This is a genomic window from Paenibacillus sp. FSL R5-192 (assembly GCF_000517845.1).
GTDB lineage: Bacteria > Bacillota > Bacilli > Paenibacillales > Paenibacillaceae > Paenibacillus > Paenibacillus amylolyticus.
Genome location: NZ_ASPR01000011.1, coordinates 70,822 through 97,465 on the forward strand (window position 1 = coordinate 70,822; position 26,644 = coordinate 97,465).

The 26,644-nt window shown below is 45.3% G+C and carries 23 protein-coding genes; 8 read left to right on the top strand and 15 right to left on the bottom strand.

The window, feature by feature from the left end:
- Window positions 1–6: 6 nt before the first annotated feature.
- The 3 genes from C161_RS05835 to C161_RS05845 are packed head-to-tail and all read right to left on the bottom strand — an operon-like array spanning window position 7 to window position 1,858.
- Window positions 7–654, bottom strand: a complete 648-nt coding sequence (locus C161_RS05835) for an SMI1/KNR4 family protein (RefSeq protein WP_036668676.1) — start codon at window positions 652–654, stop codon at window positions 7–9.
- Between the two features lie 27 nt (window positions 655–681).
- The gene (locus C161_RS05840; RefSeq protein WP_084650051.1) at window positions 682–1,362 is read right to left on the bottom strand and encodes a hypothetical protein; all 681 of its coding nucleotides are present in this window, start codon (window positions 1,360–1,362) and stop codon (window positions 682–684) included.
- 28 nt (window positions 1,363–1,390) lie between these two features.
- Window positions 1,391–1,858, bottom strand: coding sequence for a DUF6386 family protein (locus tag C161_RS05845; protein WP_235193741.1), 468 nt, complete (start codon window positions 1,856–1,858; stop codon window positions 1,391–1,393).
- Between the two features lie 188 nt (window positions 1,859–2,046).
- On the opposite strand from C161_RS05845, the gene C161_RS05850 reads away from it, so the two are divergent.
- The gene (locus C161_RS05850) at window positions 2,047–2,424 is read left to right on the top strand and encodes a PilZ domain-containing protein (RefSeq protein ID WP_036617371.1); all 378 of its coding nucleotides are present in this window, start codon (window positions 2,047–2,049) and stop codon (window positions 2,422–2,424) included.
- Between the two features lie 68 nt (window positions 2,425–2,492).
- On the opposite strand, the gene C161_RS05855 is transcribed toward C161_RS05850, so the two are convergent.
- Entirely contained in the window at window positions 2,493–3,836 is a 1,344-nt protein-coding gene (locus tag C161_RS05855) for a uracil/xanthine transporter (protein WP_235193742.1), read from the bottom strand.
- A 50-nt stretch (window positions 3,837–3,886) separates the two neighbouring features.
- A complete protein-coding gene (locus tag C161_RS05860) occupies window positions 3,887–4,474 on the bottom strand; it encodes an ankyrin repeat domain-containing protein (protein ID WP_036668679.1) in 588 nt (195 codons plus the stop codon).
- Window positions 4,475–4,658: 184 nt separating this feature from the next.
- On the opposite strand from C161_RS05860, the gene C161_RS05865 reads away from it, so the two are divergent.
- A complete protein-coding gene (locus tag C161_RS05865) occupies window positions 4,659–5,564 on the top strand; it encodes a LysR family transcriptional regulator (protein ID WP_036668680.1) in 906 nt (301 codons plus the stop codon).
- Between the two features lie 70 nt (window positions 5,565–5,634).
- Here the strand turns inward: C161_RS05865 and C161_RS05870 are convergent, their stop codons facing one another.
- From C161_RS05870 to C161_RS05895, 6 genes are all read right to left on the bottom strand, one after another.
- Complete coding sequence (locus tag C161_RS05870) at window positions 5,635–7,545, bottom strand: beta-glucoside-specific PTS transporter subunit IIABC (protein ID WP_036668683.1); 1,911 nt, start codon at window positions 7,543–7,545, stop codon at window positions 5,635–5,637.
- 128 nt (window positions 7,546–7,673) lie between these two features.
- Complete coding sequence (gene licT / locus C161_RS05875; protein WP_036668684.1) at window positions 7,674–8,525, bottom strand: BglG family transcription antiterminator LicT; 852 nt, start codon at window positions 8,523–8,525, stop codon at window positions 7,674–7,676.
- Window positions 8,526–8,758: 233 nt separating this feature from the next.
- Window positions 8,759–10,183 carry a glycoside hydrolase family 1 protein gene (locus C161_RS05880; protein WP_036617361.1) on the bottom strand — a complete coding sequence of 475 codons (1,425 nt, stop codon included), beginning with the start codon at window positions 10,181–10,183 and terminating at the stop codon, window positions 8,759–8,761.
- A 48-nt stretch (window positions 10,184–10,231) separates the two neighbouring features.
- Window positions 10,232–11,914 carry an S-layer homology domain-containing protein gene (locus C161_RS05885; RefSeq protein ID WP_036668686.1) on the bottom strand — a complete coding sequence of 561 codons (1,683 nt, stop codon included), beginning with the start codon at window positions 11,912–11,914 and terminating at the stop codon, window positions 10,232–10,234.
- A 135-nt stretch (window positions 11,915–12,049) separates the two neighbouring features.
- Window positions 12,050–13,507: a glycoside hydrolase family 1 protein gene (locus C161_RS05890; RefSeq protein ID WP_036668687.1), complete on the bottom strand. Its 1,458-nt coding sequence runs from the start codon at window positions 13,505–13,507 to the stop codon at window positions 12,050–12,052.
- 291 nt (window positions 13,508–13,798) lie between these two features.
- Window positions 13,799–14,092: an antitoxin Xre/MbcA/ParS toxin-binding domain-containing protein gene (locus C161_RS05895; RefSeq protein WP_051449600.1), complete on the bottom strand. Its 294-nt coding sequence runs from the start codon at window positions 14,090–14,092 to the stop codon at window positions 13,799–13,801.
- Window positions 14,093–14,239: 147 nt separating this feature from the next.
- Here C161_RS05895 and C161_RS05900 point away from each other — a divergent pair, with 147 nt between their 5' ends.
- From C161_RS05900 to C161_RS05910, 3 genes are all read left to right on the top strand, one after another.
- Complete coding sequence (locus C161_RS05900) at window positions 14,240–15,304, top strand: suppressor of fused domain protein (RefSeq protein ID WP_036668689.1); 1,065 nt, start codon at window positions 14,240–14,242, stop codon at window positions 15,302–15,304.
- 26 nt (window positions 15,305–15,330) lie between these two features.
- On the top strand, window positions 15,331–16,092 hold the full coding sequence (locus tag C161_RS05905) for a LuxR C-terminal-related transcriptional regulator (RefSeq protein WP_036668691.1): 762 nt from the start codon (window positions 15,331–15,333) through the stop codon (window positions 16,090–16,092).
- A 114-nt stretch (window positions 16,093–16,206) separates the two neighbouring features.
- On the top strand, window positions 16,207–16,986 hold the full coding sequence (locus tag C161_RS05910; RefSeq protein WP_036668693.1) for a hypothetical protein: 780 nt from the start codon (window positions 16,207–16,209) through the stop codon (window positions 16,984–16,986).
- Between the two features lie 114 nt (window positions 16,987–17,100).
- Here the strand turns inward: C161_RS05910 and C161_RS05915 are convergent, their stop codons facing one another.
- Window positions 17,101–18,852, bottom strand: coding sequence for an ABC transporter ATP-binding protein (locus tag C161_RS05915; RefSeq protein ID WP_036668695.1), 1,752 nt, complete (start codon window positions 18,850–18,852; stop codon window positions 17,101–17,103).
- 150 nt (window positions 18,853–19,002) lie between these two features.
- Here C161_RS05915 and C161_RS05920 point away from each other — a divergent pair, with 150 nt between their 5' ends.
- From C161_RS05920 to C161_RS05930, 3 genes are all read left to right on the top strand, one after another.
- On the top strand, window positions 19,003–20,445 hold the full coding sequence (locus C161_RS05920) for an ABC transporter permease subunit (RefSeq protein WP_235193743.1): 1,443 nt from the start codon (window positions 19,003–19,005) through the stop codon (window positions 20,443–20,445).
- Between the two features lie 36 nt (window positions 20,446–20,481).
- Window positions 20,482–21,993, top strand: coding sequence for an ABC transporter permease (locus C161_RS05925; protein ID WP_051449601.1), 1,512 nt, complete (start codon window positions 20,482–20,484; stop codon window positions 21,991–21,993).
- A 77-nt stretch (window positions 21,994–22,070) separates the two neighbouring features.
- A complete protein-coding gene (locus C161_RS05930) occupies window positions 22,071–23,891 on the top strand; it encodes an ABC transporter substrate-binding protein (RefSeq protein WP_036668699.1) in 1,821 nt (606 codons plus the stop codon).
- A 61-nt stretch (window positions 23,892–23,952) separates the two neighbouring features.
- On the opposite strand, the gene C161_RS05935 is transcribed toward C161_RS05930, so the two are convergent.
- From C161_RS05935 to C161_RS05945, 3 genes are all read right to left on the bottom strand, one after another.
- Complete coding sequence (locus C161_RS05935) at window positions 23,953–24,597, bottom strand: sugar O-acetyltransferase (protein WP_235193744.1); 645 nt, start codon at window positions 24,595–24,597, stop codon at window positions 23,953–23,955.
- A gap of 58 nt (window positions 24,598–24,655) precedes the next feature.
- Window positions 24,656–25,663 (bottom strand): ROK family protein, encoded by a 1,008-nt coding sequence (locus tag C161_RS05940; RefSeq protein WP_036668702.1) that lies wholly within the window; start codon window positions 25,661–25,663, stop codon window positions 24,656–24,658.
- Window positions 25,664–26,210: 547 nt separating this feature from the next.
- Window positions 26,211–26,585 carry a hypothetical protein gene (locus C161_RS05945; RefSeq protein ID WP_156946082.1) on the bottom strand — a complete coding sequence of 125 codons (375 nt, stop codon included), beginning with the start codon at window positions 26,583–26,585 and terminating at the stop codon, window positions 26,211–26,213.
- Window positions 26,586–26,644 lie beyond the last annotated feature (59 nt).

The following is a 26,644-nucleotide window of genomic DNA, read 5'->3' on the forward strand; positions in this document are numbered from 1 at the left end:
CCTCCTTCAGACTTCGTTCGCTCCAGATTGTTGCTTTTGTTCATGCATTTGATGGATTGAACGATCCAACCACAACTCATACCAGTCCAGAAAATGTAATCGATTCGTATTGCCCCAATACTGATCAGGATAGATTCCATTGCGGTTAGCCCGGTCATCAACCCAGATCTCTCCGTAGGAGGCCCCCTTAACAACCAGATTCATGGAGATGCCACAACCAAAATCACTGATGCGTAGCATGCCTGCCGACCATTTTGGATCAAAATATTCATGTTCCAGCGCTTCCCATTCCTCTTCTTCCTTGCTATCATCGAACCAGTCATAGTTCCAGTTCCATGCTTCCGTGAATTGGAAAGGGTCCGAGATCGCATTCAGCTCATCATCATAACCAAGCACAGCGTATACGCCATCATCCGGGTTTTCCAGACCATAATAAGGTCCTGCACCAGCCGTTCCCATATGAAGAAGCCATAGCTTATAGTCCTCCGGCAACTCAATTCGCCATTTCTGTTCAAATTGCGCAATATCCTTCTGTGTCCATACAGGTGCCATTTCATATTCATGGTTTTCTGCGCCAAACAGCTCCAGATCCGGGTCCAGACTTCGGAGAGTGATCAACTTTTCACGCATACGTTCCAGTTGTACATTGTACATGGCCTACTTCCCTCCTTTGCTACTCCATTACGTTTGTTCCACGGCGTACCCGCGTTGCTGCAACTCACCCAGTGTGGCTGCCACATCTCGCTCAGGACACAACTGCTTAATCAGTCTGGCGGTCACCGGTTTTCCTTCACATACTTCAGCTACGGCTTCCAACGGCAGATCCGGCAAGTCATAGTACCCTTTGGCCCAATCAACGTAATCTTCCGGGTTCTTTTCCAAATATCCCAGCAAAAATTCTGCGCCACCTCTGGCGTCCGCTTTGCCTTCCTCGGCCATCGCCAGCTGAATCCAGTTACCAACCTTCCATGGCAAGTCGTTCCCTTCCTGCCATAGGCAAAAGGTCACATCCTCCAGATCCAACGTTTCCTCATGATCTCGCAGTACAGCCATCAAGGCCTCCGGCACTTCATCATACATGCCCGGATAGATTTCTCCGTCCTCACGAGCATGTGGGCTCAAGGGTGACTCATGATCAAATCCTTTGATCAACGTGCCTGAGTTCGTAAACAATACATGCAGATGATCACCTGCGCCGTTATTGATGTTTCCCCATGCCACACCTGGCTGAAGTTTATCTTCATAATGATGTACGCGTAACCATTCTTCCTCCGAAAAGATGATATCCAAAGCAGCGAGTATTCTCATTTGTTTACGTAGGGCATCTGCATTCATCATCGTTATCTCGTTCCAATCCTGCACGTGAATCCCTCCTGTTCGTATATGTACACTATATCCGGATTAATTCATCCAGCGTGTTATTTCCCTGAATACTTGGTGTCATGACAATGGTGATCCGACTGGCTTCTCTGGAGACGATACACGCATAATTTCCCGGCTTTAACTGTAATAGAACCCCTTCACACGTCTCATCCGGCTCCAATTCACCCCCAGTGACATCATCCGCCGCTCCCAGATAGACGTGCCCAGACGGAACTTGCAGATGATACACCTTTTCCCGTTCCGCTCCGTGATCTGGATCTGAATCCTCCTCTACATCCTCCAGGCTCCATTCCACCTCATACACTCCATCCGCACCCAGATTCAAGAACAGACAATGACCTGCATTCACCTCAGCCAGCTCATCCACTGAAATGGACCACCAGTCCGAAGTATCCTCAAGCCGATGTTTTAACGCTGCCAGATCATACAGGCACAATGTTGCCGTATCTGTAACCATTTGAAATGTTCCTCTCATATTCATCCGTCCCTTCTGTCTGATCCAAGTCTGACCTCAGAAATATATTCCATCATTATATCAAGCCTGATACACGTGTAAAAGGAACCCATGGACCATCTCTGCTTGCGCAACTCTTCATTTCTCGCTCCAAATGGTCGATATAAGCATAACTGACTTTTTTTGAACCTGATGGAGGAAGCCAAGCCATGTCAATTAACAATAGAAAAGAACCCTTTCGCTACACATTGAAGGAACCGATCCACTTTGAGATCTATATTCTCAGCATCAACGGGGTTAACGCACCAGCCAAACCCATTCAGGCCGAACTCTGCGATATCAGTCGATCCGGCTGTCAGCTGTCATTTCCGCTATCCCTTCCTGTAGAGAATAACGATATTCGGATTGGAATGAATATGCTGCTCTTTGAAGACCCTCTATATATGGAAGGCACTCTCCGTTGGGGTCAAGAAAAAAATACCTCATGGCACTATGGTGTTCAACTCGAAATGCAGGATGGGAACCAGGACCGTCTATCTAGAGAGATGCGAATGCTTGCAGGACAAGGCAAAATTATCGTGAAATAGCCATATAGCCTGATAACAAAAAACAAAAAAACAGCCCAATCAAATTGGACTGTCGCAAGTGAAACTCTTTATGCCGCTTTACTTACTGTCGCTGGTTGTTCCATTTTGGACCAGTTCACGGTTTTTTCAAGAACCAGTGAGACCAATACCCCAATGACGAGACCATTACTTATGATCGGAATGAGGTACATGGGCAAGGTTTGAAAGGCCTCAGCAGGAATATTCATGACTGCAACTCCCGTGAGGACCGGCAGCGCTACACGATAGATCGTTTTAGAATTAAACGTTGTACCTTCAAGCGTTCTTAGTGCCGTGCCGAACATCTGAAGATAAGCCACGAACAAAACCGCACTGCCGACGCTTGGTGGTATTTGTGCAAAAAATGCTGTCACTGAAGGTGTAAGACCTATCACACACAACATGCCCGCTCCAATTATCAAGGCAGCACGACGCAGAATGCGAGTACTCTCCAGGAATCCGATCGATGATGCAAATAAACCAAAGGGCAGCACACCTACACAGGCTGACAACATCGTGAACAGACCCGTTAGTGCATAGGAATGCCTATACTGACGGCTTGTTGTTTCTGTCCGGTATAGTTTCTCAACTGTGCTTAATGTGGTGATCGAATTCGTCATGTTCACCAGTCCTACGAAAAATGCAGTAATGACAATACCCGCTTCCCATCTGGGTGCTCCCCACGGAAACAGTTCGAGACCAGCCGGGGCCTGATTAGGCTGTCCGCCATGTTGTCCAGGAAACAATAGACTATAAGCGATCCATCCTGCCACAATCCCAATCAGGATCGCGTAGTTCCCCAGCTTCCCCCTACCCTTTAATTGAATCCATGCCACTAAAAATGCAATGACAACGGACAATGCGGCAACAGGCAGATTGAAACGACCAAACTCCGTATATCCAATCATACCTTTGAAAAAATTCATCGTTAATTGAATCGTCATTAGAAACAACATGGCACTCTTCACCATAGGTGTGAACAGCTTTTGCAGCACTTGCGCTGCTCCCAGCCAGCCCAGAATCACCATCGTTAGTCCCGCTAACAGAAAACCTGCAGCCAACCCACCGCCAATACGCTCCAGACTCATACCGGCCGATGAAGCAGATACCGTCAAACTTAGCGTCAATCCCCACCATAACCCTGACGGACCATCCATAATCGCATATCGATGACCAAATACGGCTTGAAGAATGCACACTGCTCCGGTAAGGATAAATGCGTGCTGCATGGAGGCAGCGATGGCATCCGGAGACAGATGAAAATTATGTCCAATGGATAGCGGAACAACAACGGTATTGGTAAACAGGAAGAAAAACCACTGTATACCTGCCAAAATCAGTGAAGATACGTCCTTCATATTCTTTTGTAAAAAATGCTCTTGATGTCTGTTCATTCGTTTGGAATATCCTTTCACTGTTCTGTTTCATAAATGTATAAGTCTCTTCAGGCTTGGGTTAGTAGTCGTTCCATCTCGGCATACCGATTCCGGCTCGCATGTGCAAGCGGTGTAATCCCGTCCCGATCCGCGATCTTTGGATCTGCACCATATTGCAAAAGCAAGGCAACAATCTGCTGGTGACGCGGCCCACCATCTCCCAAAATGACCGCTTCCAGCAAGGCTGTCCACCCCAGGTTGTTGATATGGTTCACATCCACATCACTGCGTGTCAGCAGAAGCTCCACAATGTCCACATGGCCCCGATCCGCTGCTGGGATAAGGGCTGTGCCGCCAAAACGATTCGTTAACCTCGTATCTGCACCTGCTGTGATCGCCAATTCGACCATGTCATACATACCCTCAGCACTCGCGTATAACAGCAGGTTGTCCAATCGTGCATCCCGAAGATTAATGTCGGCTCCGGCGTCCACTAACATCCTTGCCGTGTCTATCTTGTTACCGTGCACCGCAGCCAGCAGAGGTGTTCGCCCCAATGCATCCCGTTCATTCAACCGGCTACCCTGTTGTGTGATAAATCGAATGACCTCATCGGTATGGCCCGCTTGAGCAGCATCATGTATTGTTCTAACCACGTTGTTTTATCCTCCAATTCAAGGTCTTTCTCATGCAGTAATATTCATATAGAAACCAAACCCTGTTAGTCAGGTATGCAAATCTAATGTATGGTAACATAAGATCGTAGTATATTAAAAATACATGTTTTGTTGCCTTTCCATACGAATTACATATACATTGCAGGCGAAGGAGAACAACCACTTGGATATCAAACAATGTCGCTATTTCATTGCCATTGCTGAGGAGAAACAGATTACAGCAGCAGCCCGAAGACTTCACATGGCTCAGCCACCCTTAAGTCAGCAGCTTAAGTTAATGGAGGAAGAGCTTGGCGTAATTTTGTTTGAACGCAAAGGGCGTATGATGGAGCTAACGCAGGCGGGTCGCAGCTTCTATGATTATGCAGTTACCTTGACCAAATATATGGAGGAAGCTGTAATGGAGATGCAAAGTTTCCGTCACGGCATACGGGGCAAACTCGCCATCGGCATCAATACCATATCAGATCGCCTGATCCCGCAAGCACTGCAACAGTTTCGCACCACCCATCCACAGGTTACCTATAAAATTCAACAAAATGAATCTGCGCAATTATGCCGATTGCTGGAAGATGGCAAAGTTGAACTTGCCTGTGTACGCATGCCTGTACAGACTGAACGTTATGAGGTGCTGCATCTGCCACAGGAGCCCCTTTTCTATATTTCTTCAACACCGCTTGATAGTCCGACAGAGATGGGACCAGGAGTGGAGATGGGGACTTATTTTGAGCAGCTTACAGGTATCCCCCTACTGCTTCCAAGTACAGAGGGACTCGGCATGTTCGAGTTGATTCTGGACAAGTTCCGGGAGCATCAGGTTACCCCCTCCATCATGGGTGAGTGCTCAGACATTAATATGTTGCTCGAGCTGGTCCGACTCGGCTTCGCCAGTTCCATCGTGCCTCACACGGTACTACAGCTATATCACGAGCACCCATTCCACGTATATCGTATCCAGGATCAGCATTCCACGGTTGGCTCGGCGCTGGTCTGGTTGCAGAACCGTTATCTGTCCAAGCCTGCACAACACTTTGTACAACTGGTTCAGGGAATGCTTCCCGTGGTGTAAAAGGCTATAAGCAAAAAACAGCAGCTTTACCGGATTACATTCCGGTGAAGCTGCTGTTTCATTTTTATGGTTAAGCTTTAGCTGTGAACAACAAGTCTTTTTCTTTGATCGTAGTGCGACCAGCAGACTCAATGGACTCATACTGATGCATGTTTGTAATAATGACTGGTGTAATCGTTGTGTAACCGGCTTTTTCGATCTGTTCCCGGTCAAACTCCATCAGTACATCACCTACAGATACCTTTGCACCTGCTTGAACTTTAGGAGAGAAGAACTGACCTTTCAACTTCACGGTATCAATCCCGATATGAATCAACATTTCTGCGCCTGTATCACTTACCAGACCAATGGCATGTCCACTCTTCGATAACGAGAACACGGTTCCGTTGATCGGAGATACGACGCGGCCTTCAGATGGTTGAATCGCGAATCCTTTACCCATAATCTCTTCAGAGAACGCAGGGTCTGGCACTTCGCTCAGCGGTTTAACTTCACCTGTGATCGGGCTGAATACTTGCTCATCTTGCGCTTTTGCTTCTTCAGTTACAGCAGCAGAAGTTGTTGCTGCTGGTGTTGCCGGCTCAGCTGCTGGTGCAGCTACTGGCTCCGATGCATTTTCTTCTTGGAACCCAAGAATGTACGTCAGTACTGCCGCAGCTACGATGGCAATCAAACCACCAGCCAGAGCATAGAGCAGTGTGCTAATTGCTGGACTGATAAATGCTGCCACACTCGGCAGACCTGCAAGTCCTGTAATAACGTACGATTTAACATTGAAGATACCCATGAACCCACCGGCAATCGCTCCCCCGATAAGGGCTGCAATAAACGGTTTTTTGAACTTCATGTTGATACCATACATCGCTGGTTCTGTAATCCCCATGATAGCCGTAAGACCTGTGGAATACGCGAGGGATTTGGTTTTGCTATTTCTCGATCTGAGACCTACACCAAATGCTGCGCCCCCTTGTGCCAAGTTAGCTGCAAACATCAGTGGAATGATAAAGTCGTAACCCAGTGTTGTCATTGAACCAACAACGATTGGCAGCAACGCATAGTGCATACCTGTAATGATCAGCAGTGACATCGTACCACCAATCAAGATACTTGCGAAGATGGACATGTTGTCGAACAACCATGAAATACCACCGGACAAACCATTACCAAGAACCGTACCCAATGGACCTACTGTCATCAACGTCAGTGGAACCATAATTAACAGGGTTACTGTTGGAACCACCAAGAGTTTAAGTGAAGCATGTGTTACACGATCAACGGCTTTCTCTACATATGAAGCAATCCAAACTGCTAGAACAATAGGAATAACTGTAGAAGAATACGTTGCCGCTATGACTGTAATCCCCATAAATGATGAGTTGTGACCATCGGCCAGCAATGCTGTAATGGTCGGGTGCATAATGCCCGCAGCAAGCGCCGCGGCAATATACATATTACTTCCCAACTTACGTGCAGCACTAATTGCCAGAATGATTGGCAGGAAGTAGAATGCACCGTCACCAATCGCCGACAAAATGATATAGGTTGAACTAGTGTCGGACAACCACCCAAGTGCGACAAAGATGGCCACGATACCTTTGATCATACCTGCACCCGTAATTGCAGGCAGGATTGGTGTAAACATACCTGAGATGAAGTCGAACAGCGCACTTATTGGATTTCTCTTTTTCTTCTCCCCAGTTGAAGCGCTTGAGGTTGCATTATCTGCGTTTGGTGATTTGGACATGTTGCCAACGAGTGCGTTATACACGATAGGCACATCGTTACCGATGATAACCTGGAACTGTCCACCGTTCTCCATCACGCCCATAACGCCTGGTGTATTTTTTAGCGTCGCTTTGTCCGCTTTTTGGTTGTCATTCAGGTTAAATCTGAGTCTTGTCATACAGTGTGTGACTTGATCAATATTCTCTTCGCCACCAACAAGCTTCAAAATATCCTTGGACAATTGTTGTTTATCCATTGTGTTTTGCTCCTTTTATGTGTAATGAAGGTTAAAAAAAAACCTAAACACTGAATAATGACAAAGCAGAAAAGCTTATCATTATTCAACGTTTAGGTTTTGCCTTTTTAGCAGTAACAATCCCAACTTTATTCAATTGTTTGTTCATTTCTGACAACTCGTTCAATATGAATGGTCAGATACAGTATTTCTTCCTTGGACAACACCCGATTATAAATCTTACGCGTATAGTCGCTGATCCTTACTGCACATGCATGTGCTTCCGGATACTGCTTGCTCACCAAGTCATGAAGCGGGTTATCTTCTTCTTTATCTTCAATCGCCGTTCCTTGCAATACACGTTGGGCAAAGAACTTCAGATGAGTTAAAAACCGATAATAACTCAATGAATCTTCATCAAGTTCAATCACAAAGCTACGTCTTACGATGTTAAGTATGTCCTTAACGATATTCGTAATACTGATCGTTTCCCTCATCTCACCGTTCATCTGGGCATTAACCAGATGCATTGCAATGAATGCGCATTCGTCTTCGGGTAGCAGGACACCTAACGTTTCCTCAATAATCTGTAGCGCCTTGAGTCCAATGGCATATTCCTTCCGGTACATGCGCTTGATCTCCCAGAACAATGCGTTACGGATCTGCAATCCTTGACGATGTCGATCAATGGCAAAATGAATATGATCCGTCAGTGAAATGTAGATGCTCTCATGCAGCTTCTCACCTAACACCGTCTCGGCATAACGGATAATCTCATCCGAGCACTCGACATATTCAACCGGGATATCAGACAGAAGCGTTTTGAGTTTCTGTGATACTTCCTTACTTTCAAGCGAGAATATTTTTTCGACGAGACTCTCGTCAATCGATTCACCAGTATGCTTTTTGAAGGCAATTCCACGTCCCATAACGACCAGTTCGTTTCCTCCCGGATCAATTACGGTAACTACGTTGTTGTTCAGCACCTTCTCAATTTTCATTTCTTCACATCACCTTGCACCGTCAAAGTAGTAAAAGGCAAAACCAAAGCAGGTCACGAAATATGCCCCGCTTCTGGTTTTGCCTGATTGAACAGTAACAATCCAGTATTCATTAGCCTTAGGCCCATCTTACCATATAATTATCCATATGACAATGTTTTTGTGAAAGCGGTTAATGTGCGTTAATTTGACATCAGAAGGTGCTTGCACAACTATGCTTATAGAACTAGTATTTACTCGTTGTTGTTTTTAAGACTTGCGCCATTTGTACTAATAACTTCCTTGTACCAATGGAATGATTTTTTCTTGTAACGATCCAATGTTCCTGAACCATCATTGTTGCGGTCAACATAGATGAAACCATAACGTTTCTTCATCTCTGCTGTTGAAGCACTTACCAGGTCAATACAGCCCCATGACGTATAACCCATCACTTCTACGCCATCCTCAAGAGCTTCGCCCACCTGTACCAGATGGTCATTCAAGTATTGAATACGGTAATCATCGTTCACCGTTTTATTGCCATTTTCGTCCGTAATCAGCTCATCGACTGCGCCCAAACCATTTTCGACAATAAACAATGGTTTTTGATAACGGTCCCAGTATTTGTTCAAGGTTACGCGCAGTCCTTGCGGATCGATCTGCCAGCCCCACTCACTTGCTTTCAGATAAGGGTTTTGCACACCTGCGAACAGGTTTCCTTTTCCTTCGATACGTTTCTCGGGATCACCAGTCTCACAGATACTTACATAATAACTGAACGAGATAAAGTCTACGGTATGCTTCAGAATTTCAGCATCGCCATCTTCAAACTTAATATTGATATTATTCGCTTTGAAATAACGATTAATGTATTTCGGATAATACCCACGTGCATGGATATCAGCAAAGATATCATTGCGCTGTTCCGCATGCATCGCTGCAACCACATCATCCGGGTTCGGAGTTAACGGATACGTAGGCATGCTCAGTACCATACAGCCGATTTTGGCTTCAGGCATAATTTCATGACCCAGTTTCACAGCCAGGGCACTGGCTACCAATTCATGATGAATTGCTTGGTACAGATCCTGTTTGGACAGTTCTGCTTTTGGCGTATAGATGCCGCCACTCATGAATGGCTCTTCCAGAATGGAGTTGATTTCGTTGAACGTCAGCCAGTATTTAACTTTGCCTTTGAAACGGTTGAAAAGAACTGTTACATAACGCTCGTAGAAATCGATCATTTTACGGTTAACCCAGCCATCATATGTTTTGGACAAATGCAGCGGTGTCTCATAGTGAGAGATCGTTACGAGTGGTTCAATCCCGTATTTGTGACACTCATCGAACAGGTCATCGTAGAATTGCAGACCCTTCTCATTTGGCTCCAATTCATCACCTTTAGGGAAGATACGGGACCAAGCGATTGATGTACGGAACACTTTGAAGCCCATTTCAGCAAACAGTTTAACATCCTCTTTGTAGCGGTTGTAAAAATCGATACCGATCAGTTTCAGGTTATCTTCTGTAGGTGCTTCCGTTCTAGGCGTTGTAATCCCGTGTGGCATTACATCTTGAACAGACAGACCTTTGCCATCTGTATTATAAGCTCCTTCAAGTTGGTTGGCTGCTACAGCGCCGCCCCATAGGAAGTCTTTCGGAAATGGTGTAGTCATGTCAATCATTCCTCTCATTATTTATCATTATAAAGTTGTTTATTGAACTTAGTTTGTTGGCAATTGTTCCAATCGTTGCAGAATCAGCTCCAGCTGAGCACCTGTAACCGACTTCGATGACTCAAATTGATCTTTGGACATACCGGACATAATACCGGCTTTGGCACTATTTTGAACGGCTTCATAAGCCCAATGCTTATCATTCAAATCCTTGAACAATACTACAGTTGACTCGTCTGCATCATTCCAGCCGCGACTCGTCAAAATATGGTCTACGATCACTGCCATCTGTGCACGTGTTACTTCCTCTCCCGAGGCAAATATCTGATTGCTGACACCTTTCATCAATCCTGCCTTAGTCACTGTTGCGATGGCCTGACGAGCCCATTCAGGAGCAGAATCTGTGTACGGGTAAGCAGATTCGGATACTTCAGGAAGATTTAACTTGTCGGCAAGCACGAGGGCGATCTGCGCTCTTGTCACAGGCTCAGTCGGTTTTGTTCCCTGCTCTATGTTACCTCCATCCTGTTCCCCTGAAGTACCTTTGCTTATTTGGAACAGGTCGGCAAGTACTTCCTTGTTGTCAAAAGCCGGTACCCATGACCAATGCTTCATGCCACCGTACAGTCTTTGGCTATCCATGTATGCATCGTCATACAGCGTCATATTGACATGGTTGGCTCCAAGCTCAGTCAAAGCCTGATAAGCCAAAGAGCTTGTCCGGCTGTCAGTGGTTGGATCATTTTTGGCATGCATAATCCATACTGGGACATCCACAATATCTTTCAGTTCTTTTTTGAATGCTTCTACAGATCCGGTGTAATCCGCTACCGTATCCTTGGCCGCTACAATAATCGCTCCAGCAAACAGATCGGGATATTGTGTCAAGAAACGGAAGGCACCACCACCGCCACTGGAAACACCAGACAGATAGATCCGATTCGGATCAACTTCACCTTCAGCAACCAGCTTCTGAATCAACTCATACTGCGCCACGAAGTACGCCTGCATCTGGGCCAGTTGCTCCGGGTTATCATAGATTTTGAAACTGTAATTCTCAGGATACTGTACGGCCAGTACGGAAGTATCATACCCCGATTCCGTCCAGACTACAGCTCCACGATTTGCAGTAAGATGGCTGCGCCCGTCCGTACCAACTTCGCCACCACCATGGAGCCATACCATGAGCGGCTTCGGTTCTTCGGACGTGCTTCGTTTCAGTTGGTAGGACAAATTCGCACCATTACTGCCTGTAAATTGTCCTTTTTCAAACTCATCGACCGTACGCGTTTTGACTACATTTACATTTTTATCGTCAAAAGAAAGTTCAGGATACGCCTTGCTTGTGACTGCAAATGCTGACTTAAATCCACCTGGATATTTAAACGGCTCGACCTCCATATGGATGGTATGATCCTGAATCGTCAATTTTATCCCGTCATCTTCATACTCATTCTGTATGATCTCTTCCGCTTCATTTAAAGGATAGCCATCATAATTGCCAGTAATTTCGAAGTCTGAAGCTTTCAGATTCTGATATTTCTCCGGATTTGCTACAGTAATGTCAAAGGACTCTACCATCTCTCCAGGATCACCAACATAGGTATTGGCCTGGATTCGAGTAACCTGGGTGCTTTCAGCACCAACGGTTGCTGGCCAGATCACACTCAGACTTAGTGTCAGGGCAAGCATCCATCCCATACTTTTTGTGTTCATACTCCATCTTTTCAAAAGATATCCCTCCATATGTAATGTTTGCAGCACATAAAAAAGCGGACAAACGCTAATCAGCAGGCCCTCAGGAATATTAAATTCCATTAAACACTAACTGTTATATCAGGTTTGCCCGCTCAGAAAACGTGAGAACTACAGTTGCTCACCATTACTGGAGATTACGTTTTTGTACCAGTCGAATGAATCCTTTTTGGAACGTTTGAGTGTTCCGTTACCTTCGTCATCCAGATCCACGTAGATGAAACCATAACGTTTGGACATTTCGGAAGTGGACATGCTCACAAGGTCAATCGGGCCCCATGCTGTAAATCCAATCAGATCGACGCCATCTTTGATGGCTTCTTTCATTTGTTCGATGTGTTTTTTCAGGTAATCCACACGATAGGAGTCATGGATCGAACCGTCTTCTTCAACTCGGTCATATGCACCCAGACCATTTTCTACGATGAACAATGGTTTCTGGTAACGATCCCAGAAGTTGTTCAAGGTTACGCGCAGACCGATCGGATCGATCTCCCAGCCCCAGTCGGATGCTTCCAGATAAGGGTTTTTCACGCCGCCAGTCAGGTTACCCGATGTTTCTTCCTTGTCTGCAGATGCAGATTTGGTTACGGACATGTAGTAACTGAAGGAGATGAAGTCAACGGTATTGTTCAGCAAGATCTCGTCATCGCCCGCTTCTTTTTGGATCACGATGTCGTTTTCTTCAAAATAACGAGCCATGTAGTTCGGGTATTTACCACGAGCATGCATGTCCGTGAAGAACAGGTTAATCTGATTCTCGTGTTGAGCCAGACGAACATCTACCGGATTACATGTTGCTGCATAAGTTTCCATACGAGCAAGCATACAACCCACTTGGGAACCAGGCATAATCTCGTGAGCAAGCTTCGTTACCAATGCACTTGCTACAAATTGGTGATGCAGCGCTTGATAAGTGGTTTGCAGCTTGTTATCCACTTTATCGATCAGAATGCCGCCGCCAGTGTACGGGCTGAACAGCATGACGTTAATTTCATTAAACGTCAGCCAGTATTTCACTTTATTTTTATAACGGTTGAACACCGTTTCTGCATACCGAACATAGTGCTGGATTACTTCACGGCCAGCCCAGCCGTTATATTTTTGCGTCAAGCCAAGCGGTGTCTCGTAGTGAGACAATGTAACGAGGGGCTCGATGCCATATTTCAACAATTCGTCAAATACTTCATCGTAGAATTTCAAGCCTGCTTCATTCGGCTCTTGATCATAACCGTTCGGGAAAATACGTGCCCAGTGAATGGACAAACGGAATACTTTGAAGCCCATTTCAGCGAACAATGCAATATCTTCTCTAAAGTGATGGTAGAAATCGATACCAAAACGTTTCGGGAAACGTTCTTCAAATTTGCCGGAGAGGATCTCTTCGATTCGGGAAGAGGAAATTTCCATAGCATGTCCGCCTGTACGCTTCTCTTTGGGAACATGAGCGATCATGTCCGCTGTGGAGAGGCCTTTGCCGTCCTTATCGAATGCACCCTCCAATTGATTGGCAGCTGTAGCGCCGCCCCATAGGAAGTTTTCGGGGAATCCTTTTTTTGCCGTGGTCATGAACAACAACCTCTTTTCGAAATTTATTTTGGTTTTTCCAGGTAAAAAATGGTGTGATTTAGAGCAGAAAACAAGAAAAACCTAAACTCAAGGTAAAATAGCACCAAAAAAAGGAGCTTTCATTTCACCATCAGTTTAGGTTTTGCCTGTCTTCACAGTTACAATCCATCAAAAGATGTTATTGCATATTCTGTTGTGTTTGCTCTTGTAATGTAAGCGTAACATATCTATTTTGCAAAATCAACTTCACTGGATCATATGATCGCTCGCACACTCTCACCATCGAAAAAATTAACGTGGCATACGCATAATGGCCGCCCTTAATGCCTGCGCTCCTTCCTCCGTTTCCAGGTAAACAGCGGGACTTTGGTCCCCTAAAGCCGGGATATCTTTCGCTATCCATTCAAAAACGTACTCCCCCATTTCACACAAAAGCACGCGGCTTATATCTGCCGGAATCCCTTGTAATCGCGCACGTTCTACCCATTCAGGGTCCAACTTTTGTCCAAGTTCTTCGAACAATTCGGAAAATGAGTCCCAGCTTGTATGATTAAACTCCTTTAAATAGATACCTTTCATACTCATGTAATTTCACTCCCTGGATTGCAATTAATAACACCGAAGTCCTATCTGACACAATTCATCCTTAAGCCGCTTGAATCCGTTTCTGTAACAGGTAGACTTAATTTTAAATGTTTTTCGGGGGAAAGAACAGTCAAGGAGGATTCAATAATGACTCAGGAAGAAAACACATCTGGTTGGGATGCGATTGATCAATCCATGCGTGAATTGTATGGGGAACAAGAGCCAAAACACTACGGCACTGCCCTTCCGTATATTCTTGGAGGTCCCGATCCACTCGATGGCATTAGCGTTTATGCTGTCGATTACCCTATGCCTCACTGGCATTTTGTTACCTACGGTTTCTCTGAATTGTATGAAAAAGAGATGCAGGATGCATCCAAGAGCGGGTATGGTTTTGAGCTCACCTTTCGTCTTACACGCAGTGAAGCAGAGACTGATCCGCCAGCCTGGGCGCTGAATCTGCTACAGAATGTAGGACGTTACGTGTTCAACAGCGGAAATATCTTTCAGCCAGGAGATTACATGGACGCCAATGGCCCCATCTGTCTGGAATCCGATACTTTGCTGACTGCTCTCTCGTTTATTGAAGATCCGGACCTACCCGCGGTCTCAACGCCTAATGGTTCAGTGCAATTTATTCAGATGGTTGGCATTACAGGTCGGGAACTGGAAATGATTCAAAGTTGGAATGCTCGTGGCTTCCTGTCTGCCTCCTCCATGTTCATGCCCAAATATGTGACGGATCTGATGAGAAATTCGTACGCAGATATTCCTTCGGTTATACAAGCGGTTGAGGATGGAATGGAACAGGACGGGTCCAGCACAGCATTTTTATTCATACAACAACTGGCTTGGGAATCTCCTCGCAAAAAATTGCTGCAAAAATCGGTTCCGGCCAAACTCCAGCTTGGAGCCAAACAAGCCGTATTAGTTGGCACCATCCTTCGTAGCCGAATTTCGAAAGGCGCCTCTCTATCCTTGATCGGACCGGATACTAATATTCTGTTCGAAGCAGGAGAACATCCAGCTGTATTGGAATCGGACAGACAAGTTACCCTGACGGTGAACAAACAAATTGTTGATGAGCTGGCAGAGAACCTTCGCCCGTTTGAAGGAACATTTGAGATAACTTCATTGGATCATATTATCGTTCAGATTGTTAGAACAGAGATTAAGAACCAGGAAGGACACGTCATTCAAACGATTGGATGAGAACTGTGCAGCAAGGAGGAAACAACATGCCTGCCATTACATTTACCTCACGACACAAAGAGTCTCCGACTTGCTCACATTCAGCAGGAACGGCACCGTTTGACTATTTACCAAAACCCAGTCTGGACAGGCTTCGTAAAATCAATCATTTCCTGATTCATGCATTCCAGAACAGTATCTCGGTTATACAAGAGAATTTAACGGGCACTTATCTTTTTTTACTCACAGATAGCAACGGTGTGCTCCTCTCGATGAATTACAGTTCAGATCTTAAAGCTGTAGTAGAAGATTCCCCCATTCGTCCGGGCATGTTCTTCACTGCACAGAGCTGTGGAGTTAACGCCATATCTGTAACGATGGACAGCAACGAGCCTGTAGTGTTGCTGCCCGAGCAGCATGAAAGTCCTTATTTTCAAAGCTGGCATTGTTACGCCGCACCTCTGTTCATGGGATCGCAACATGTAGGTTATCTGGATGTGTCCACCATTAATGCAGATATGCAAGGTGAACTGATTGCCATTGCCAAGCTAATTCCAGCGTACATGCAGAACTGTTGCCAGAGTCAACAGACTGCTGAAGTGTGCGACAAACCGGCGGTGGAGTTCACCGAGCGTCAGTTAACCATTCTGGAGATGATAGCCGGAGGCCTCACGGTAAAAGCCATTGCTTTGAAATTAAAGATCAAGGAATGCACCGTGAATCATCACAAAAAAGTGATTTTTAACAAATTAGGTGTGCAATCCAGCACAGAAGCTGTTTCAATTGCCAGCCGAATGTCTTATGTATAGAAGACCCCTATAGATTCCTATAGGTAGTATATGAGAACGTTTGTGCTACAATTTAGGAAGCAGGCAACATGTAGAGAGAGAGAAACAAACACACACACATTTCAGGAGGGTAATATGACAATTCCAAAAAAAGCTTCTTTATTCGCCATGCTCATTATGATTATGCTGGTTGCAGCCGCTTGCGGTGACAAAGCAGATAACACAGCCGAAACAGAAGAGACTACCCCGACAGAAACAACGACTGGTACTGATTCTGAACCAGCGACTACAGAAGAAACAGAGAACACAGAACCAGCAAGCGAAGAGCCCAAAGAAACTGATAATTCCCAAGACGTTGAGCTGGGGACTACGGAAAAAGGTTCTTACACCAATGACTATTTTGGCGTATCTCTGAAATTCCCGGAAGCATGGGAGTTCCAGGATGCTGCAGGCATGAATGAGCTGACAAGTGCTTCATCCGAAGCGATTGCTGGTGATGATGAAACAAAGAAAAAACAAATTGAACTGTCTCAGACCAAAACATTGAATCTGCTTATGGCTTCAAAGTACCCATTGGACGGAGGTCAAGTTGGCCCTTCCGCTATGGCCATTGCTGAGAAAGTAAGCTTGTTGCAAGGCATTCGTACAGGTAAAGACTACCTGGAAGCAACCAAAAAATTCATGGTGGATAGCCAGTTCCCTTACGATTATAAGGAAATGACAACGGAAACCATCGGTGGTAAAGAGATGGATCTGATGCAAATCACGATGGATCCAGGTGACGGTTCAACCGTTACTCAAGATTACTATAGTACAATTATTGAAGGATATGCTTTCAACTTCATATTCACTTACGTGGATGATAAGACCAAAGCCGAGATTGATACCATCAAGAAATCGGTTCAATTCAAATAATCGCTTTTGATTACTGCCATTATACGAAGAACATATAACTCAACCCCGATAACGATCTGTGGAGATCATCGTCGGGGTTCTTTTGTCGTTGAAACAGACTATATATTTCACTATCTAACTAGATATGGCTACCCAGTGCCCTTCCGTGACTTCTACCCACTTGGAATGTTCGAGATTATAACGGTCCTCTACTTCAACATTTTCTTTAGTTGTTTCTTTGACAACATGTCTCTTTTTCTTCGCTTCTACCGCCGGATCAGGCACGGGAATAGCAGATAGCAAAGCCTTGGTGTAGGCATGTTGCGGGTTGGAATAGAGTTCTTCACTCTCGGCCAGCTCTACAATTTTCCCATTATACATCACCGCCACTCGATCACTGATATGTTTAACCATGGACAAGTCATGCGCGATGAAGAGATACGTCAATCCGAGTCGCTGCTGCAACTCTTCAAGCAATTGTACGATCTGAGCCTGTATCGACACATCCAGTGCAGACAATGGCTCATCACATACGATGAATTCAGGTTCCACAGCCAGAGCTCGTGCAATACCGATCCGCTGTCTCTGCCCACCCGAGAATTCATGTGGATAACGCTGCGCATGGGTGGGATCAAGACCCACCATCTCCAGCAATTCCTCCACACGCTTTTCCCGCTGAGCGGCAGTGCCTGCAAGTTGATGAATATCAAGCGCTTCTCCAATGATATCCATAATCCTCATTTTGGGATTCAGAGATGCATAGGGGTCTTGGAAGATGATTTGCATATGTCTACGCATCGTTTTCATCTCCGAAGCCGACAAACGATTGAGCGGGACTCCTTTAAACAGTACATCTCCACCTGTTGGCTCATGCAATCGCAGAATCGCACGGCCCGTGGTTGATTTTCCGCTACCGGATTCCCCTACAACGCCAAGCGTCTCTCCTTGACGAATATGAAAGCTAATATCATTAACCGCCTTTAAGGTGTTACCTTTGCCCAGATTAAAATGTTGTCTGAGTGATTTCACCTCAAGCAACGGCTGATCGTCTTCCAGATCTCTCGGGACCAACGATACCGGTTTGGGCTTTTTCTTCTGATCCAGACGTGGTAATGCATTCAGAAGTCTGATCGTATACGGGTGTTTGGGATTAGCAAAAATCTCTGTTGTTGTCCCGGTTTCCACAATCTGTCCTTCTTTCATAACAACAACCCGATCACACATGCCTGCTACTACGCCCAAATCATGCGTGATCAGGATAATCGATGTGCCCAGTTGGTCCTGCATATCTTTCATCAAATTAAGAATTTGTGCCTGAATCGTAACGTCAAGTGCGGTTGTCGGCTCATCGGCAATGAGTAATTCAGGACGACAAGCAAGTGCAATACCGATCATGACCCGCTGGCGCATGCCTCCGGAGAATTCGTGTGGATATTGGTTGTAGCGTATTTCACTACGAGTTATCCCCACCCGCTCCATCATGGCAATCGCCTGTTTCTTGGCTTCCCTTTTGGACACCTTCTGATGTTTAATTAGACTTTCGGAGATCTGTTTACCCACTTTAATAGTCGGATTAAGAGAACTCATCGGGTCCTGAAAGATCATGCCAATATCACGCCCACGAATGCTCTCCATCTCTTTCTGCGTTTTATTCGCCAGATCGACCCCTTTGAACAGAATCTCTCCATTTTTCATCTGTGAAGGCGGCGATGCAAGCAGCCTCATAATGGAACGTGCGGTTACACTCTTGCCACTACCCGATTCGCCTACAATGCCTAGTGTCTCTCCTTTGCGCACTTCAAAACTTACCTCTCGTACTGCATGAAACTCACTCTCTCCAGAATGAAAAGAGACCGATAGATCATTAACTTTCAATAAAGGTTCCATGTTATCACCAGCTCTCATCCGTATTTCACATTCACTTATCTCATATGTATACCATTTAATTCCTTGACAATTGTTTAGACCCTAAATAATATATACTATATCAATCGGAATAATGCAATTTAAACCTGAATGAAAGGAGGCACGCTTGGTTTGAATCTTGCAGAAAGCAGCAGACTCTCGCGGTTGGTGCACAATTTAAGTTTTATTTATGGCAAAATGCTGATTCACCCTTCCTACCGATATGTTCTGTTCATTCTTGGATTACCGATCAATCTGGTCGTGTTTCTAATATGGCGTTCGAATCGAAAAAATGACGGCTGGGTAGCCGCCAGGCAGACGGCTGAGCAAGAACTGCTCGCTTCTTCCTATCGGAACAAGATGAAGTTGGAAGTCGAAGAACAGCTACGACGCAAACATCGTTTTTTCCAGCAGCAGGTCAGTGAGGAAGAATTCAGACGTCAGACCGAGGAATGGTTGGAAGAAACGGTTCAGAAAGAGTTGAAGGAGCGGACTTCTCGCATACTTCAGGAACAGGGAAGTCAACGTCTTACGATGGCCGATACATTCCACACCCTTATCGACAAACCGTGGTTTTTAGCGATATCCATTATTCCTGGCTGTCTGATGTATGGCATCCTCTTTTTGTATGGAAATCCTTATCTAAAGTACATATTTGAAAGAATACTGATGACGGTATTTGTCATTCTGGGCGTAGCCACACTCGTATTTACGATTTTGTATCTGTCTCCGTTCAACCCGGCAGCTAACATTCTCGGAGAGACAGCAACGCAGGAACAGATTGCAGCATTCAATCAGGTGTATGGCTTGGATCAGCCTTATCTTACACAGCTCTGGAACAATATTAAGGGAGTTGCTCTCTTCGATCTTGGCAAGTCTTTTGCAGGAAATGAAGACGTAACAGCAACGATTGCAAGAAAGTTTCCAATTACATTGACGCTGGCGGTCATCTCCCTGCTGCTAGCACTCGTCATCGCATTGCCCATCGGTATCATCTCAGCGATTAAGCCTAATTCATGGTTCGATTATACGTTTATGTTCATCGCTCTGATTGGATTATCGATCCCGAATTTCTGGCAAGGACTTATTTTCATTCTGAACTTTTCGATCAAATTACAGTGGCTTCCCGCCACCTTCAACCCGCAGAACTGGCTGTCGATCATTATGCCAACCATTGTGCTGGGCACAGGACTTACGGCTGCGGTGGCACGGATGACCCGGTCTTCTACACTGGAAGTCATTCATGAGGATTATGTGATGACCGCCCGCGCCAAGGGGTTAAGCGAACGTCAGGTCATGCTTAAACACGCTGTACGTAATGCATTGATTCCAATCGTAACTGTGGTTGGACTTCAATTCGGAGCCATGCTTGGCGGGGCAGCAGTGACGGAGAAAGTGTTTAATATCAGCGGTCTCGGCAGCTATATTGTGGATAAACAATTCATCCCCGATATTCCGAGTATCATGGGCGGAGTAATCTACACAGCAATTACGATCTCCATTATCAATGTAGCGGTTGATCTGCTGTACGCTTTTATTGATCCAAGAGTGCGCTCCAAGATGAAACAATATTAAAGTGTGTGTTGAACTACCTCTTAAAGCAGGTGTATTATGACAAACTCGTCCTTAACACAAGAAATGCGTTTCCGGCTTAAGTCTTCTCGAGAATACAGTCAGGCCAGCTTCGCCTGGATCACGTCCCTTCTCTTGACTGCCTTGCTGCTATTCAACAGTTATGACTGGAGCGGGCAGACGTTCAAACCATTTCTGCTAACGATACTTGGGATCTATGTATTCTTCACACTGGTCCAAAGTGTCATCACCCTTCGGATTCGAAAAGACTTGATCCGTACAGGTACGATCTCTACTTTGACCCGCAGGTTAGCCTGGGTTCAGCTGCTTGCCATCATTTCTGGCAACATATTTATCGTAACGGCAGCCTTTCATCTGATTCGAAAAGCCAGGAATGTGGAGTACACCTTTGCGGTATATATGCTGTTAACCCAGCTGTTCGTCATCGGTGTATCTGCGTTAAATGTTTTCAAACCTTATGTGGCTGACAACTTTCTGCCAGCTATGGCGGTGCTCATATTTATTCTGGTCATCGACCTGGTCGTACTGATTATCGTATCCCGATATAACGCGACCTCTATCCTCCCTCGCTGGATGATCGGTGTCAGTGTAGTACTGATTCTGACCTCAATCACAGGTAATGTATTTGCCCTATTGCTCGGCATTTCCATTATTGGGCGCATTCGCAGACAGGGGAAACAAAAATCAAACTTCTGGAATGATCTGTGGGAGCGACTTGCTCCAAATATGACTGCCATGTCCGGTTTGTTTTTTATCATTTTTCTGTTCTCGATATCGATTTGCAGCTTTTTCACCTTTGACTACAGCATGGCTGTGGAAAATAACTACTCGGCGCTGCTTCAACCGCCTTCCCTTGCGTATCCGTTGGGAACGGACGACTTCGGACGATGTTTATTTTCCCGGATTGTATTTGGTGCCCAGATCTCCTTGATCGTAGGTTGCATGTCGACCATCATTCCTGTGTTGATCGGTGGAGTCCTCGGAGCATTCTCCGGTTTCTACGGAAGGCATACGGATAACATTATCATGCGGCTGCTGGATATTCTCTATGCGATTCCGGGAATTCTGCTCGCCATTGCCATTATTGCGGCGTTTGGAGCCAATACGGTCAATCTCATTCTGGCGCTGAGTCTGGGTTCGATCCCAACTTACGCCCGTACCATGAGAGCCAGTGTGCTCTATGTATCTACTTTTGAATTTGTGGAAGCTGCACGTGCACTGGGGTACAACAATCGTACGATTATTTTCAAACACATTATTCCCAACTCCCTTGCGCCCATGATTATCAAGTCCACACTCACGATTGGTGGAGCGGTTATCGCTACCAGCAGTTTGAGTTATCTGGGACTCGGCGTGGAGCCGCATATTCCGGAATGGGGTAACATTCTGAAGCTCGGCAGTACATACCTGGAGACCCACTCTTATCTGGCGATTTATCCAGGCTTGGCTATTATTCTGCTGGTTCTTTCGTTTAACTTTCTCGGTGACGGTCTGCGTGATGCGCTTGATCCCAAGCTGGAAAAGGCATAAAAGATTCGTCATTGAAATGAATGATATAGAAAAAAAGAAATCACACATCACACATTCAAGATATGGAGGGTAATCCCATGAAAAAACGTACACTGATCTCATTACTATTAATTCTCGTCATTGTGATTTCCGGCTGCAGTGTAAAAACGAAAACTGAATCCCAGGCGGAGACCGCACCAGCGGACACAACTGAAACTGCACAAAAACCGGCTGACATTGAACTGCTCGCCATGAGTTCTTCCGAAAATGATGTAAACATTGTGCGCGACCAGCTGACTAAAAACGGCTTCAATGTGAAGTTGAACCTGCAGCCGGATTACGGCAGCTTCAAATCCCAGCAGGATGCAGGGAATTATGACATTGCCTTGTCCAGCTGGACAACGGTAACGGGAAATCCCGATTATGCGGTGCGTTCCCTTTTCAAAACAGGTGGAGATTACAGTATCCTTGCGGATGGGGAACTTGATAAACTCATCGATCAGGCAGCTACTCAAACTCCGGATGAGTACAAAGACACGTACAAACAATTGGAAGATCGCTTGGTAACGGATCAGGCGTATATCGCTCCTTTGTACATTTCCCTGAAAAGTCAGGCTGTGAACCAAGACATTCTGAATGTCGACACCGTTCGTCTCTCCAAATCCCGCGCCATGGCTTGGGAACCGATTGAGTTCAAGGACAGCTCCAAAAATGCCAAAGATCCGTTGATTCTGACGCAAAGTGCATCCGTACTGACTTCCCTTGATCCAATCAAAGGAAACGACGGCTCCATCAACCAGTTGAACACCAATATGTATGTACGTCTCGTTAACTTGACGGATGACGATCAGCTGACAGCAGATGGATCACTGTCCCATAATTTCAGTATTGCTGAAGGTAATTCGGACTACTACTTCGTTCTCAGAGACGATATCAACTTTGCGAAGATTGATAACAAAAAAGCCGTAGATACAGGAGAACGTGTCGGTGCAGATGATGTGATCTTCTCCCTGGATCGTGCTAAAAATAAAGATTCCGTTCCGGATCACCGGACGTACAGTTTGCATGAACATATCAAAGAAGCTGAGGTTGTAACGGATCTGAGTGCATTGCAATCCATCAAACAATCCAGCGGTAAGGGCACAATCCTCGAAGCATTGGAACAAGGATTGGGTAGCAAAATTACAGAACTCGTGACGGACAAAACCAAAGCAGATAATAGCGCAGGTAAATATCAGGTCGTTAAACTGACAACAACTGAACCTTTCCCGCAAGTACTGAACTATTTGGCTCACCAATCTGCGGGTATCGTGTCCAAAAAACAGGTGGAGAGCATCAACACATATGATGTAGCTTCCTTTGATGTCAACAAAGATATTCCTTACGGTGATCAGAACACGGTGACTGAAGGCGCAGCATACAATAACACCCTTTATACTAGCGGACCTTATATTTTGTCTTATAAAAATGACTATGAAGGTGTATTCTTAAAAAATCCGGCTTACCGTAAAGGCACGGAAGATGAGCCAAAAATTGCTCAGGTTAACGTCCGATTCATCGCGGATGCAGACAGCGCCCTCTCTGCTCTTCGCAGCAGTGAAATCCACTTATACTACGGTGTACCTGAAACCAAGTATGACATCATCGAAAATGACAGCAAACTGAAACTTCAAAGTCTGCCAAGTAACGCTGTCTCCTATCTGTTGTTCAACACGGCCAATCGTGAAGTTGCCAAGAGCAGTGACCTGAGAAAAGCCGTGCTGTACTCCATTAATCAGGATGAGATTTTGAGTTTCTACAAGAACAACAAACTCAAAGCATACTCTACAGTAAGCCCGCTCGTTCAGACCGGGAATGAATTGAAAGCTGATCCTGCAAAAGTAAAAGAATTCTTGAGTAACTACAACGCCTCCAAGTAAACGCATAACAAAAAAAGGTTGTCACCAGGATCATCTATTTGATCCTGATGGCAGCCTTTTTTTATTCTTCCAGCACACGGCAATCTGCCAGAACATCGGGATAGTTTCGCATGCTGTCCGCATCAGTAATTTTGCGAATAACTCTGCACGGTACGCCTGCTGCAAAAGAATGCGGTGGAATATCACGAGTCACCACGCTACCTGCTCCAATCACACAGCCGTCTCCAATCGTTACGCCCCCGCACACTGTGACGTTTGCCGAGATCCATACATCGTTACCAATCGTGACCGGTTTGGCATAACATAGCGACTTCACATCACCGTTCTGGTCCACCATCTGTCTCCGCTCGCTGGCAATCATGGGATGAATGGGGGTAACAATCGTAACGTTGGGTCCAAAACTGGTATAGTCCCCGATCGTCACTTGCGCGTCATCTTGTATCGTCAGATTGTAATTACCGAAGAAATGCTCGCCTATCCGGGTATGCACACCATAATGAAAGAAGATGGGGCCTTGCATGAATCCACCTTCACCGATCTGCCCCAGTAACTGTTGTAGTATCTGATTCCTTTCCTCAGTCTGTTCTTCAAAGGTCTGACTGTAACGCTGACTGAGATTATGGGCCCGCCTTTTGATGATCTTTAATTCGGGATCACTTGGACTGAACAACACGCCTTTCATGATTCTCTCTTCTTCACGCATCATGAATCCTCCTCTACAAGGGTTAGCTTATAAAATAAAAGCCACAGACATGAACTGTGGGTTATAAGGCTTCTGATAGAATGCCTGACTTCAACGCCTGAAGCACCATTCCTCGTAACCCAGCATCAAAATCATGTTGGAACGAATCCTGATGTACAATCTCGGGCAACGACGGCATGGGGTGATCCTTCCCGTATTGTTTCCACGCCAAATCCAGCTCTTCTCTCTCCACCCGTTCCTGATAAATGACAATCTGGTGCGGGGCAACGACGGCATTAATCGTTTGCAAGATGTGACATACGTTCACTACAAAATCATCTTTGCTCATGTCACGGTGCCAATCAGGTGAATAAGGAAGATACTTGATCTCACCAAACATCCCGTTTTTCCCACGGATCATCTGTCCATTCAACATCATCCCCATACCCGGCGGGTATCGGTTCGGAAAATAAATTCCTGCTACACTCTGTTCCTTCATATCCGCATGCTGTGTACAGTATCCGCTAATCGCTGCATTAACATCATTCTCCACGAGAACGTTCAATTGAAACTCGCTTTCGATCTCCCGTATCAGATGTGAATGGATAAGCTCTTCATGACTGCTCACCGTGATGTCCCCATCCACGGCTTGCCCCGGAATACCGATGCCGATCATATCAATGGAGGGATATTCCTTAATGAAACGCGCGATAAGTTGCAGCATATGCTGTTTATCAAAAGCAGGCAAGATGCGCTCTTCCTTCAACACAACCTTATTCTCCAGATTCATGACCGTCGCCGAAATCAACTCCTGGCCTTTCATCTCTTTGATGTAAAGAACCAAAGCAAGCTTGAAGTTATAATTATATCGATATGCCTGAGCAGGACGACCGCCGTTAGAGGGAACCACTTTATCCTGAAACAACTCTCCGCCATCACATAATTCCTGAATCAGCGCATTAATGGTAACAACACTAAGATTGGTTAATAAAGCTAATTGCGGTTTGGTCGCCGTCTCAATCTGCTGCATGACTTCACGCACATTATTCAAATTGATGTATTTCATCATTGTAGCGTTGGCTTTTTTCATAACCCTCTCGTTTCTACTCTGGTTCAATTGAGCCAAAGCAATGGTATGGATGTCATTCACACCATATCATAACATAATGCCTTACCCGAACACATGAGTTCCATCGTGCTGGCAATGGATCGAAATCGGCAGAGCTACTTTGTTCACTCAAACAAATCATCCATCGATTTCACAGGTTTCACTTCCATCGGCTGATTTGACAAGGCCATACTTGCATAGGTACCTGCCCAAATTATAACTGCCATAATAACGTAGACCATCCATACTTACCTCCCTGTTTCATGCGGATTATGATTTTGCGATACTTACCACATGTGACTATTCCTCTAGTTAATAAACAGACTTTATAAAGTATATTACGTAAGTATGCGAGAATAATGGTTCTTTGTCAATATGATTTAGAATTATCCGAGCCCTTTTCAGTCCAAGGAACATGTGGACAACATGACTACAACAACACGTATTATCTCGATGCTTATAAAAAATAACTGCCGAAAGAATCATTCAACGATTCTTTCGGCAGCCGTTTGTTCAATATACAAGCAGTTTATTTTGAATAGATTCGCTGTACCCCGGGCAATAAGGTCACAACTTGAATACCCACTCCCCATGCAAAATAGACCAAGTGAATGATAGAGACATCCTGAATCCAGTACACCTGCGCCATAATCCATATGATGAGAGCAAACCCCGTATACAACGAAAAAGTCCAAGCCCAATAGCGGTCAGGATAGAGATTCATTCTCTCACCCATCCCCCAATGAACGTAGCGGATGAGCGAAATAGCAATCGTTGTAGGCATCACGCCAAGAACCAGCAATAGGATGATCCCCGGGAACAAAAAACTGGCAAGAGGATTATGCTCAAACCCTCTAGTACCATTCTCACACATGCCGCGTATTGTTCCTGTGCTTCTTTTCACTATATAGATCTCGAAAATCATTCGTAATGGAAAAACTTGATAAAAGAACGTACGTTCGG

Excerpts from the sequence above, each read along its gene's own strand:
- C161_RS05900 (WP_036668689.1), top strand. The coding sequence starts at position 14,240 with ATGACTCAGGAAGAAAACACATCTGGTTGGGATGCGATTGATCAATCC.
- C161_RS05845 (WP_235193741.1), bottom strand. The coding sequence starts at position 1,858 with ATGAGAGGAACATTTCAAATGGTTACAGATACGGCAACATTGTGCCTG.
- C161_RS05915 (WP_036668695.1), bottom strand. The coding sequence starts at position 18,852 with ATGGAACCTTTATTGAAAGTTAATGATCTATCGGTCTCTTTTCATTCT.
- C161_RS05890 (WP_036668687.1), bottom strand. The coding sequence starts at position 13,507 with ATGACCACGGCAAAAAAAGGATTCCCCGAAAACTTCCTATGGGGCGGC.
- C161_RS05935 (WP_235193744.1), bottom strand. The coding sequence starts at position 24,597 with ATGATGCGTGAAGAAGAGAGAATCATGAAAGGCGTGTTGTTCAGTCCA.
- C161_RS05855 (WP_235193742.1), bottom strand. The coding sequence starts at position 3,836 with ATGAACAGACATCAAGAGCATTTTTTACAAAAGAATATGAAGGACGTA.
- C161_RS05870 (WP_036668683.1), bottom strand. The coding sequence starts at position 7,545 with ATGGATAAACAACAATTGTCCAAGGATATTTTGAAGCTTGTTGGTGGC.
- C161_RS05925 (WP_051449601.1), top strand. The coding sequence starts at position 20,482 with ATGACAAACTCGTCCTTAACACAAGAAATGCGTTTCCGGCTTAAGTCT.
- C161_RS05940 (WP_036668702.1), bottom strand. The coding sequence starts at position 25,663 with ATGAAAAAAGCCAACGCTACAATGATGAAATACATCAATTTGAATAAT.
- C161_RS05850 (WP_036617371.1), top strand. The coding sequence starts at position 2,047 with ATGTCAATTAACAATAGAAAAGAACCCTTTCGCTACACATTGAAGGAA.
- C161_RS05880 (WP_036617361.1), bottom strand. The coding sequence starts at position 10,183 with ATGACTACACCATTTCCGAAAGACTTCCTATGGGGCGGCGCTGTAGCA.
- C161_RS05895 (WP_051449600.1), bottom strand. The coding sequence starts at position 14,092 with ATGAGTATGAAAGGTATCTATTTAAAGGAGTTTAATCATACAAGCTGG.
- C161_RS05910 (WP_036668693.1), top strand. The coding sequence starts at position 16,207 with ATGACAATTCCAAAAAAAGCTTCTTTATTCGCCATGCTCATTATGATT.
- licT (WP_036668684.1), bottom strand. The coding sequence starts at position 8,525 with ATGAAAATTGAGAAGGTGCTGAACAACAACGTAGTTACCGTAATTGAT.
- C161_RS05930 (WP_036668699.1), top strand. The coding sequence starts at position 22,071 with ATGAAAAAACGTACACTGATCTCATTACTATTAATTCTCGTCATTGTG.
- C161_RS05835 (WP_036668676.1), bottom strand. The coding sequence starts at position 654 with ATGTACAATGTACAACTGGAACGTATGCGTGAAAAGTTGATCACTCTC.
- C161_RS05905 (WP_036668691.1), top strand. The coding sequence starts at position 15,331 with ATGCCTGCCATTACATTTACCTCACGACACAAAGAGTCTCCGACTTGC.